General features: G+C 69.0%; 10 protein-coding genes and 1 pseudogene. 2 read left to right on the top strand and 9 right to left on the bottom strand.

The features are described from left to right. Nucleotides 1–108: 108 nt before the first annotated feature. The 5 genes from ndk to QM595_RS11245 are packed head-to-tail and all read right to left on the bottom strand — an operon-like array spanning nt 109 to nt 2934. Nucleotides 109–516, bottom strand: coding sequence for a nucleoside-diphosphate kinase (gene ndk, locus QM595_RS11265; protein ID WP_415171645.1), 408 nt, complete (start codon nt 514–516; stop codon nt 109–111). Between the two features lie 24 nt (nt 517–540). Continuing rightward, nucleotides 541–918, bottom strand: coding sequence for a DUF4233 domain-containing protein (locus QM595_RS11260; protein ID WP_415171644.1), 378 nt, complete (start codon nt 916–918; stop codon nt 541–543). Then, nucleotides 915–2261 (bottom strand): bifunctional folylpolyglutamate synthase/dihydrofolate synthase, encoded by a 1347-nt coding sequence (locus QM595_RS11255; RefSeq protein ID WP_415171643.1) that lies wholly within the window; start codon nt 2259–2261, stop codon nt 915–917. The genes QM595_RS11260 and QM595_RS11255 overlap by 4 nt, the downstream gene beginning before the upstream one ends. Before the next feature lie 12 nt (nt 2262–2273). Continuing rightward, complete coding sequence (locus tag QM595_RS11250) at nt 2274–2708, bottom strand: type II toxin-antitoxin system VapC family toxin (RefSeq protein WP_415171642.1); 435 nt, start codon at nt 2706–2708, stop codon at nt 2274–2276. Continuing rightward, nucleotides 2698–2934: a FitA-like ribbon-helix-helix domain-containing protein gene (locus tag QM595_RS11245; protein WP_415171641.1), complete on the bottom strand. Its 237-nt coding sequence runs from the start codon at nt 2932–2934 to the stop codon at nt 2698–2700. The genes QM595_RS11250 and QM595_RS11245 overlap by 11 nt, the downstream gene beginning before the upstream one ends. An 85-nt stretch (nt 2935–3019) precedes the next feature. On the opposite strand from QM595_RS11245, the gene valS reads away from it, so the two are divergent. Further along, nucleotides 3020–5656, top strand: coding sequence for a valine--tRNA ligase (gene valS, locus QM595_RS11240; RefSeq protein ID WP_415171640.1), 2637 nt, complete (start codon nt 3020–3022; stop codon nt 5654–5656). Nucleotides 5657–5688: 32 nt separating this feature from the next. Here valS and QM595_RS11235 read toward each other — a convergent pair whose 3' ends face one another. The 4 genes from QM595_RS11235 to QM595_RS11220 all read right to left on the bottom strand — a co-directional run bounded on the left by QM595_RS11235 (nt 5689) and on the right by QM595_RS11220 (nt 9678). Further along, nucleotides 5689–6753 (bottom strand): hypothetical protein, encoded by a 1065-nt coding sequence (locus QM595_RS11235; RefSeq protein ID WP_415171639.1) that lies wholly within the window; start codon nt 6751–6753, stop codon nt 5689–5691. Nucleotides 6754–6907: 154 nt separating this feature from the next. Next, nucleotides 6908–8191: an ATP-dependent Clp protease ATP-binding subunit ClpX gene (gene clpX / locus QM595_RS11230; RefSeq protein WP_415171638.1), complete on the bottom strand. Its 1284-nt coding sequence runs from the start codon at nt 8189–8191 to the stop codon at nt 6908–6910. Nucleotides 8192–8326: 135 nt separating this feature from the next. Beyond that, nucleotides 8327–8932 (bottom strand): ATP-dependent Clp protease proteolytic subunit, encoded by a 606-nt coding sequence (locus tag QM595_RS11225; RefSeq protein WP_415171637.1) that lies wholly within the window; start codon nt 8930–8932, stop codon nt 8327–8329. 131 nt (nt 8933–9063) lie between these two features. Then, nucleotides 9064–9678, bottom strand: a complete 615-nt coding sequence (locus QM595_RS11220) for an ATP-dependent Clp protease proteolytic subunit (RefSeq protein ID WP_415171646.1) — start codon at nt 9676–9678, stop codon at nt 9064–9066. A 322-nt stretch (nt 9679–10000) separates the two neighbouring features. Between QM595_RS11220 and QM595_RS11215 the strand changes: the two are divergent. Further along, nucleotides 10001–10377 (top strand): annotated as a pseudogene (locus QM595_RS11215) (HNH endonuclease); the annotation flags it as partial.

Genomic DNA, 10377 nt, shown 5'->3' with positions numbered 1-10377 from the left:
TCGGCAGAAGTGCTGGGGCGCTCCCTGCACTTCTGCCGACTCGGACCGTCCTAGACCCGCACTTCTGCCGACTCGGCGTCTCTGGAGCCAGCACTTCTGCCGACTCGGCTATAGGCCGGGGAACCAGAGGCCGATCTCACGGGCGGCGGACTCGGGTGAGTCGGAGCCGTGGACGAGGTTCTCGCGGCCGGAGAGGGACAGGTCGCCGCGGACGGTGCCGGGGGCGGCCTTGCGGCCGTCGGTGGCGCCGTTGAGGGCGCGCACCACGGCAATGGCCTCATCGCCCTCCAACACGAGCGGGACGAGCGGGCCGCTGGTGACGAAGTCGCGCAGCGGGGGATACCACTCCTTGTCGACGTGCTCGGCGTAGTGCTGGTCGGCGAGCTCGGCGGTGATGGTGCGGAAGTCCATCGCGACGATCCGTAGGCCCTTCGCTTCGTAGCGGCCCAGCACCTCGCCGACGAGGCCCCGGGCGACGGTGTCCGGCTTGAGGATGACGAAGGTGCGCTCTGTCATGGCGGTCACCCTAGCGAAGCGACCTCAGGACTGGGTCAGCCGGTCGTACGCCGCGAAGGCGGCCGCCCGCTCGCGCTCGATGCGGCGCCCCAGCAGGTCGGCCATCCCCCACAGCAGCGCGAAGATCGGCCCCAGCACCCACATCATGCCCACCACCAGACCCAGCGCGACGGCCGCGACCTGGATCGCCCAGCCGAGGTGGTAGGCCCACCTCCTGCGCAGCAGCCCGGCGACCAGCACGCAGGCGACCGCGAGGCCGAGGCCGACGGCGAGCGCGGTTCCGGTCGAGACCTCGGCGACCGCGATCATCACCGGCGTGGTGAGTCCCAGGGTGACCGCCTCCAGCGACAGCACCGCAGCACACATGCCGCGGCGCGGCGCCTTCGCCCGCTCGGACGTCATTTCGGTCCGCCCAGCAGGGAGCGGGCCTCACCGACCGTGACGACGGAGCCGGTGATGAGCACCGCGCCCGAGGAGAGCGAGTCGCTGGCGCCGGACTCGGCCAGGCCGACCGCGACGTCGATCGCCGAGGCCAGGTCGGGCACCACGGTGACCCGGTCCTCGCCGTAGATCGGGATGGCCAGCTCGCCGAGCCGCCCGGCCCGCATCGAGCGGGACTGGGAGTTCTGCGTGACGACGAGATGCTCGAAGTGCGGCTCGAAGGCGGCGAGGACGCCCTCGGCATCCTTGTCCCCCATCACGCCGACGACGCCGACCAGCGGGGCGAACGCGAACGACTCGCCGAGGGCAGCCGCCGTGGCCTCGGCGCCGTGGGGGTTGTGGGCGGCGTCCAGCACGATGGTCGGCGAGCGGCGCACCACCTCCAACCGGCCCGGCGAGGTGATCTCGGCGAAGGCCGCCCGGACGATCTCGTCGGCAAGCGGCTCGGACCCGGCGAACGCCTCGACCGCGGCCAGGGCGACCGCGGCGTTCTGCGCCTGGTGACGGCCGTAGAGCGGCAGGAAGACGTCGTCGTACCGGCCCCGCAACCCCCGCAACGAGATCACCTGGCCACCGACCGCGGGCGTGGTGGAGACGACGCCGAAGTCCACGTCCTCGCGCACGACGGCGGCACCGACCTCGGCGGCCCGGTCGAGCAGCACCGCCATCGCCTCCTCGGGCTGCCGCGCCAGCACCGCCACCGCTGCGGGCTTGATGATGCCGGCCTTCTCCCCCGCGATCTGGGTCAGCGTGGTGCCGAGATACTGGGTGTGGTCCAGGCCGATCGGCAGCACCACCGCGACGGCTCCGTCGGCGACATTGGTGGCGTCCCAGGAGCCGCCCATGCCGACCTCCACGACCGCGACGTCGACGGGCGCCTCGGCGAACTTGGCGTAGGCCATCCCCACCACGGTCTCGAAGAAGGAGAGCGGGTGGTCGGCCCCGGCGTCGACGAGATGGGTGTACGGCGCCACGTCGTTGAACGCCTCGATGAACTGCTCGTCGGTCAGCGGCTCGCCGTCGATCGAGATCCGCTCGGTCATCCTCTCGACGTGCGGCGAGGTGAACCGGCCGGTGCGCAGGTCGAGCGCCCGCAGCAGCGCGTCGATCATCCGGCTGGTCGAGGTCTTGCCGTTGGTGCCGGTGAGGTGGATGACCGGGTAGGCCCGCTGCGGGTCGCCCAGCAGCTCGGTGAACGCCTCGATCCGGTCGAGGCTGGGCTCCAGCTTGGTCTCGGGCCAGCGGGACAGCAGCGCGTCCTCGGCCTCGGCGAAGGTCTCGGCAGGACGGGCGGTCTCGGTCATATCCCGTCGAGTCTAGTTGAGCTCCTCGATCGAGATGAGATCGACGAAGCGCGCGAAGTGGTGAGGGTTGGCGGTGACGATCGTCGTCGCGCCGTGCTCGACGGCCACCGCGACCAGGTTGGCGTCGTGGACCTGCTGGCCAGCGGCACGACCGGAGCCGACGAGTCCGTGGAGGAACCGCCGCGAGCTTGCCGTCTCCTCGACTACGTCGAGCGTGCTCGTGACCTCCCCGAGAGTCACCACGGCCACGGCCCCCGTCAAGCTGAGGCCGTTGTGCTCGACGGAGCGCGTGGCTACCGCGAGGAACTCGCGCAGCACCTGGCCGCTGACGCACAGTGCACGCGGATCGGACTCGATCAGCGAGCGTGCCGCGAGGTGGCCCGGTCGGGCGCTGTCGGTGGCCGCGATCAGCACGTTGGTGTCGACGATGACTCGCTCAACGACCATCAGGGTCGTCATCTCCGTAGAAGTCGTGGCGGTCGAAGGGTTCGTGGATGCCACTGCTGTAAGTCGGCCAGTTGATCTGGCGGCGCTTGCGGGCGACCGGGGCGAGGGCGGCCTCGTCGAGCACGATGCGCAACTCGGCTTCCAGCGAGCGCCCGTTGGCGGCCGCGCGCTCCTTGAGCCTGGCGACGGTCTCCTCGGGGACGTTGCGGATGTGGACGGCGGCCATCCAGTCATGCTAGCGCCAGTGCTAGCACGGCTACCACCGTCAACCGGTTTCGTTGTCACACCCCCGCAACAATAGGATTTCCCCTATGACCGAGAACCTGAGCACCGCACCGGAGACCGCGACCGCCACCGGCGGCGCGGTAGTACCGGACAAGCCGGCGCTCGAGGGGCTCGAGCAGAAGTGGGCGGAGCGATGGAAGGCGGACGACACCTACGCCTTCGACCGGAGCCAGCCGCGGGAGAACGTCTACGCCATCGACACTCCCCCGCCGACCGTCTCCGGCAGTCTGCACGTCGGCCACGTGTTCTCCTACACCCACGCCGACCTGATCGCCCGCTTCCAGCGGATGCGTGGCAAGTCGGTCTTCTACCCCATCGGCTGGGACGACAACGGCCTGCCCACCGAGCGTCGGGTGCAGAACTACTTCGGGGTGCGCTGCGACCCGAGCATTCCGTACGACGCCGACTTCACCCCGCCGGAGAAGCCCGATCCGAAGAGGCAGGTGCCGATCAGCCGCCGCAACTTCGTCGAGCTGTGCGCCGGGCTGGTCGCCGAGGACGAGTTGGTCTTCGAGTCGCTGTGGCGCACCCTCGGCATGTCCTACGACTGGTCCCATCAGTACACGACGATCGGCACGGCGGCGCAGACCGTCTCGCAGCGGGCGTTCCTGCGCAACCTGGCCCGGGGCGAGGCCTACCTCCAGGAGGCGCCGACCCTGTGGGACGTCACCTTCCAGACCGCCGTCGCGCAGGCCGAGCTGGAGGCGCGGGAGTATCCCGGCGCCTATCACCGGGTCGCCTTCCACCCTGCTCCGTCCTCGGGGCACAACGGGCCGGTCCACATCGAGACCACCCGCCCGGAGCTGATCGCGTCCTGTGTCGCGCTCATCGCCCATCCTGACGACGAGCGCTACCAGAAGCTCTTCGGCACCACCGTGACCAGCCCGGTCTTCGGGGTCGAGGTGCCGGTGCTGGCCCACCCGGCGGCCGAGCCCGACAAGGGCGCCGGCATCGCGATGTGCTGCACCTTCGGCGACCTGACCGACGTGCAGTGGTGGCGCGAGCTGCAGTTGCCCGTTCGCACCCTGATCGGCCGCGACGGCCGGTTCAGCCGCGAGACGCCGGAGTGGCTCACCACCGAGGCGGCCCGGGCGGCGTACGACGACCTCCAGGGCAAGACCGTCCACTCCGCCCGCGAGGCGATGGTCGCCAAGCTGCGCGAGACCGGCGACCTGGACGGCGAGCCCAAGCCGACCCAGCGGATGGCCAACTTCTACGAGCGCGGCGAGAAGCCACTGGAGATCGTGGCGACCCGGCAGTGGTACATCACCAACGGCGGCCGAGACGCCGGCCTGCGCGACACGCTGCTCGCCGACGGCGCCGCGCTGACCTGGCTGCCAGCCCACATGCAGCACCGCTACGACAACTGGGTCGCCGGCCTCAACGGCGACTGGCTGATCTCCCGGCAGCGGTTCTTCGGCATCCCGTTCCCGGTCTGGTATGCCCTGGACGCCGACGGCGAGCCGATCTACGACCGGCCGCTGCTGCCGACCGAGGACCAACTCCCCATCGACCCCTCCTCCCACGTCCCCGACGGCTACACCGAGGAGCAGCGCGGCAAGCCGGGCGGCTTCATCGGCGACCCGGACGTGATGGACACCTGGGCCACCTCCTCGCTCACCCCGCAGATCGCCGGCGGCTGGGGCAGCGACGACGACCTCTTCGGCCGGGTCTTCCCGATGGACCTGTGCACCCAGGGCCACGACATCATCCGCACCTGGCTCTTCTCCCGCATCGTCCGCTCCCATCTCGAGACCGGCCAGGTGCCGTGGAGCCATGCCATGCTCTCGGGCTGGATCCTGGACCCCGACCGCAAGAAGATGTCGAAGTCCAAGGGCAATGTCGTGGTGCCGACCGAGATCCTCGACAAGTTCGGCGCCGACGCGGTCCGCTGGCGCGCCGCGCTCAGCCGACCGGGCCTGGACTCGCCGTTCGACGAGACCCAGATGAAGGTCGGCCGGCGGCTCGCGCTCAAGGTCCTCAACGCCTCCAAGTTCGTGCTGGGCAGCGTGAAGGCCACCGAGCTGGCCAACTTCGCCGTCAGCGAGCCGGTCGACTGCGCGCTGCTCTCCCGGCTGCGTGGCGTCATCGAGCGGGCCACCGACGCCTTCGATGCCTACGACTACACCACCGCCCTGGAGACCACCGAGAAGTTCTTCTGGGAGTTCTGCGACGACTACGTCGAGCTCGTCAAGGAGCGCGCCTACGACCCGGACAACGGGCCGGGAGCCAGCTCCGCCAAGGCGACCCTGGCGATCGCGCTGCACGTCCAGTTGCGGCTGCTGGCGCCGTTCCTTCCCTACGCGACCGAGGAGGTGTGGTCGTGGTGGCACGCCGCCGATGCGGCAGCGACCTCGATCCACCGGGCGCCGTGGCCGACCGCGCTGGAGCTGGGCTCCGCCGCCACCGCCGACCCGGCCAGCCTGGACGCCATCGCCGCGACCCTGGCCGGGCTGCGGGGCGTGAAGTCGCAGGCCAAGGTGTCGATGCGCCACGAGCTGCTCGCCGCGACCGTGACCGGTCCCGAGGCACTGGTCCGGGCCGCGGCGATCGCGACCGAGGATCTGCGCAAGGCCGCCAAGATCACCGGCGAGCTCACGTTCGTGGCCGACGACGGCCTGACCGAGCTGACGGTCACCGCGACGCTGGCGCCGACGTCCTGACGCTGGCGCCCCCAACACGTTGGAGGTTGCTCTTAGCGGTGCTTCTTGCCGAGCTTGGCGCGCTTGACGGCCTTCTCGCTCGTGGCCTTGTCGGCCCTCTTGCCGGCCTTGCTCGCCCCCGCGTGGCCGGGCTTGTGGCTCTTGGTCTGGTGAGCGCGGTGGCCGAGGATGCCGAGGGTCTCGTCGTCGGCGCCGTGCTGGTCCGTCGGCGCGCTCCAGCCGAGGGGACCGGACCCCGAGGTCACGCCGGAGGCCTGGCTGCTGGTCGATGACGTGGCCGTGCCCTGGCTGGTCTGCGGCGTGCTGGTGGACCAGGAACCACCATCGTGTCCGCCCCACGAGTTCTGGGCCCAGCCCGGCAGGCCACTCGCAGGTGTGCCGGACTCGTCGGTGGTGGTCGCCTCGGCGGACTCGTCGGTGGTGGAGACCTCGGCGGACTCGTCGGTGGTGGTCGCCTCCTCGGCGACGGACTCCTCAGCGGACTCGACGGTAGTGCTGGTGCTCCAGCCGAGCTCGGTCGAGGACGAGTCGTCGCCCACGCTGTTGGCGGTGGAGCCCCAGGTCTGGCTCTTCGAACCAGTGGACCCGGTGGAGCCCGTCGAGCCGGAGCTGGTCGATCCGGTGGAGCCCGTCGAGTCGCTCGGAGTGGTCGTCGAGCCGGTCTCGGAAGTAGTGCCGCTCGATCCGGTGTCGGTCGAGGAGGAAGCGGACGTCGACCCGGTCAGGCTGATCCCCTCTCCGGGGAGAGCCGAAGCACCGGCCAGGCTGCTACGGCCGCCCTGAGCCGCCGACCCGTCGGCGGGACCCGTCGCGCTCGAGGAGGTGGTGCCATCGCCGGCGACCTGGTTGCCGACGACCTGGACGGCCGCTGCCAGCACGGCCGAGGCAGCGTCCCGATCGGCGGCGACGAAGCGGCCGTCGGCCGCGAGCACCTGCTGGCCCTGCGGGCTCAGCGAGGCGCCGGAGATGATGGACTGGGCCGGCGCGACGAAGAGTCCGCGCAGTCCGTCGGGGCGCAACCCGTTGGCCAGCACGAGCAGCATGACGATCGACAACGCGACAAACGCCATGACCGGCGCCTTCTGCTCTGCGCTCATGACCGTCCCTTCATTGGGATCAGGACCAAGGGTGACACAGCCGACATTTTCCCTTGTGAGTCGGCTGAGCGCCATTCGAACGGAACAAATGACCCAAAATGACTAGACCGACGGGGACCATGCGAGCTAGGGAGGCGCTGACCGTCTCCGAGCCTCAGGCGGACTTCTTCTTCTTGACGTCCGACTCGCGCGGGATCAGCGTCGGCGTGGCGTCGCCGTCGACGACGTCGCGGTCGACGACGACCTTGGCGATGTCGCCACGGGAGGGCACGTCGTACATGACGTAGAGGAGGACCTCCTCGATGATCGCCCGCAGGCCGCGAGCGCCGGTGCCGCGCTCGAGGGCCTTCTCGGCGATCGCCTCGATGGCCTCGTCGGTGAACTCCAGCGTGACGCCGTCGAGCTCGAAGAGCTTCTGGTACTGCTTCACCAGCGCGTTGCGGGGCTCGGTGAGGATCTGGACCAGCGCCTCGCGGTCGAGCTTGCTGACCGAGGCGATCAGCGGGAGCCGGCCGATGAACTCGGGGATCAGGCCGAACTTGGTGAGGTCCTCGGGGCGGACCAGCTTGAGCAGGTCCTCGGCCTCCTTGTCGGCCTTGGACTTGACCTCGGCGGTGAAGCCGAGGGTCTTCTTGCCGACCCGCTGCTCGATGATGTGCTCCAGGCCGGCGAAGGCGCCGCCGACGACGAACAGGATGTTCGTCGTGTCGATCTGGATGAACTCCTGGTGCGGGTGCTTGCGGCCGCCCTGCGGCGGCACCGAGGCGGTGGTGCCCTCGATGATCTTCAGCAGCGCCTGCTGCACGCCCTCGCCGGAGACGTCGCGGGTGATCGAGGGGTTCTCCGCCTTGCGGGCCACCTTGTCGATCTCGTCGATGTAGATGATGCCGGTCTCGGCCTTCTTGACGTCGTAGTCGGCGGCCTGGATCAGCTTGAGGAGGATGTTCTCGACGTCCTCGCCGACATAGCCGGCCTCGGTGAGCGCGGTGGCGTCGGCGATCGCGAAGGGCACGTTGAGCATCCGGGCCAGGGTCTGGGCGAGATAGGTCTTGCCGCAGCCGGTCGGCCCGATGACGAGGATGTTGGACTTGGCGACCTCGACCTGCTCGTCCTTGGAGTGCTTGCCCGAGAGCGGCTGGAGACCGGCCTGGACCCGCTTGTAGTGGTTGTAGACGGCGACCGCCAACGACTTCTTGGCCTGCTCCTGGCCGATGACATAGGAGTTGAGGAACTCGAAGATCTCCCGCGGCTTGGGGAGCTCGGCGAGCTCGACCTCGGAGCCCTCGGAGAGCTCCTCCTCGATGATCTCGTTGCACAGGTCGATGCACTCGTCGCAGATGTAGACGCCGGGGCCGGCAATCAGCTTCTTGACCTGCTTCTGGCTCTTCCCGCAGAAGGAGCATTTCAGCAGGTCGCCTCCGTCACCGATGCGTGCCACGGGCGGTCTCCTTTTGGTCGTGCGGGTCGTGCGTGCGCGGGAACTGCTCACTGGTTGGGGGCCAGCCCCCTGACCGTACCCCGTGCCCGCCCCGGGTGGGGGGACGGACACGAGGCCGTGTCAGCGGTGGTCGTGTCAGACGAGTGCGGGCGTCTTGAGGGTGCCGAGCACCTGGTCGACGATGCCGTACTCGACGGCCTGCTCGGCGGTGAGGATCTTGTCGCGCTCGATGTCGTGACTGACCTCCTCGATGCTCTTGCCCGAGTGGTCGGCGATCATCTTCTCCAGCAGCTCGCGCATCCGCAGGATCTCGTTGGCCTGGATCTCGATGTCGGAGGTCTGGCCGAAGGTGCCCTCGGTGTAGGGCTGGTGGATCAGGATCCGGCTGTTGGGCAGTGCCATCCGCTTGCCCTTGGTGCCGGCCGCGAGCAGGATCGCGGCCGCGGAGGCAGCCTGGCCCATGCAGACGGTCTGCACGTCCGGCTTGATGAACTGCATGGTGTCGTAGATCGCGGTCAGCGCCGTGAACGAGCCGCCGGGGCTGTTGATGTAGATGTTGATGTCCTGGTCGGGGTTCATCGACTGCAGGCACAGCAGTTGCGCGATGACGGCGTTGGCGACGTCGTCGGAGATCGGCGTGCCGAGATAGATGATCCGCTCCTCGAAGAGCTTGGCGTAGGGGTCGATCCGGCGGAAGCCGTACGACGTGCGCTCCTCCCACTGAGGGATGTAGTAGTTCATCAGTAGCCTCCCTTGGGGGAACGACGTCCGCTCACTGCGCCGGATTGAGGGATGTAGTAGTTCATCAGTAGCCTCCCTTGGAGGAACGACGTCCGCTCACTGCGCCGGATTGAGGGATGTAGTAATTCACGTCAGTCCTCCTTGCCGGCATGGGCCGGGCGGCCGGCGTCGGCGGCCTCCCGCGCGCTGGTGATGACCTTGTCGACCAGGCCGTATTCGAGCGCCTCCTGGGCGGTGAACCAGCGGTCGCGGTCCGCGTCGGCGATGACCTGCTCAAGGGGTTGGCCGGTGTGCTGCGAGATGAGATCGAGCAGCACCTTCTTGATGTGCAGCGACTGCTGCGCCTGGATCTTGATGTCCGAGGCGGAGCCGCCCATGCCAGAGGAGGGCTGGTGCATCATGATCCGCGCGTGCGGCAGCGCGTAGCGCTTGCCTTTGGCGCCGGCGCACAGCAGGAACTGGCCCATCGAGGCGGCCAGGCCCATGCCGACGGTCGCGACGTCGTTGGGGATGTAGTTCATCGTGTCGTAGATCGCCATGCCGGCGTCGACCGAGCCACCCGGGCTGTTGATGTGCAGGAAGATGTCGGCCTCGGGGTCCTCCGCGGAGAGCAGCAGCAGCTGCGCGCAGATCGCGTTGGCGTTCTGGTCGCGGACCTCCGAGCCCAGGAAGACGATGCGCTCGCGCAGCAGCCGCGAGTAGATGTGGCCGTCGAGGTCGCCGGGCCCGGGTCCGCCGCCGTTCATGGACGGCTGGGCGGGGCCCAGGGGGTCACTGGAGTAGTGGTTCACGTGGCGACCCTAGCCGCCGGAGGCGGCGGTGCCACGGCTTCGGGGGCGCTGTTCGCCGACAGCGGACAGCACGCCAGGGCGGATTGAGTTGGCCAGCACGTCGACCAGGTCGGGGGCTCGAGGTCGTTTTTCACGCTCTGGCGAGAAAATCCCCCGACAATTTCTGGAGCATCGATCCTGGCGACCAGAACTGTCGGCGGTGGTCGTTATCTTGGTTGTTATGACTTCGACCTTTCCAGATGCCGCCGCTTTCGATGCGGCCGATGATCCTGGGAGCGTGCTCGAGGTCTTTCGTTCTTCTCAATCTCGGGTGCGTGTCGAGGAGGCGTTGCAGATCGCGGCGGCCGCGAAATACGCCTCCTTTCACGAGGTCGACGACTACACCCGGGCCGCCTCCCTGATCGACGGCGTCCCCGGTGGTGAGGGTGAGGTGCTGCTCGGTGGTGACGGCTGTGCCTATGTGACCGAGTTCGCTGTGGTGGAGTTCGCGGCGGCGACTGGTCGGTCGACCTCGTCGGGGCGGGTGTTCCTGGCCCAGGCCGTGGAGTTGGTCCACCGCCTCCCGAGGACGTGGGCACGAGTCAAGGCCGGGCAGGTAGATGGCTGGCGGGCCCGCCGGGTCGCCGACGCGACTATGACACTCCCCCAGGAGGC

The sequence above is a fragment of the Nocardioides sp. genome, from assembly GCF_047607185.1.
Classification (GTDB): Bacteria; Actinomycetota; Actinomycetes; order Propionibacteriales; family Nocardioidaceae; genus Nocardioides.
This window is presented reverse-complemented; position numbering and strand designations above follow the sequence as displayed.

Bases quoted from the DNA above. Each gene is read 5' to 3' on its own strand.
- valS (WP_415171640.1), top strand. From the start codon at position 3,020: ATGACCGAGAACCTGAGCACCGCACCGGAGACCGCGACCGCCACCGGC.
- ndk (WP_415171645.1), bottom strand. From the start codon at position 516: ATGACAGAGCGCACCTTCGTCATCCTCAAGCCGGACACCGTCGCCCGG.
- QM595_RS11220 (WP_415171646.1), bottom strand. From the start codon at position 9,678: ATGAACGGCGGCGGACCCGGGCCCGGCGACCTCGACGGCCACATCTAC.
- QM595_RS11225 (WP_415171637.1), bottom strand. From the start codon at position 8,932: ATGAACTACTACATCCCTCAGTGGGAGGAGCGCACGTCGTACGGCTTC.
- QM595_RS11245 (WP_415171641.1), bottom strand. From the start codon at position 2,934: ATGGCCGCCGTCCACATCCGCAACGTCCCCGAGGAGACCGTCGCCAGG.
- QM595_RS11260 (WP_415171644.1), bottom strand. From the start codon at position 918: ATGACGTCCGAGCGGGCGAAGGCGCCGCGCCGCGGCATGTGTGCTGCG.
- QM595_RS11235 (WP_415171639.1), bottom strand. From the start codon at position 6,753: ATGAGCGCAGAGCAGAAGGCGCCGGTCATGGCGTTTGTCGCGTTGTCG.
- QM595_RS11250 (WP_415171642.1), bottom strand. From the start codon at position 2,708: ATGGTCGTTGAGCGAGTCATCGTCGACACCAACGTGCTGATCGCGGCC.
- QM595_RS11255 (WP_415171643.1), bottom strand. From the start codon at position 2,261: ATGACCGAGACCGCCCGTCCTGCCGAGACCTTCGCCGAGGCCGAGGAC.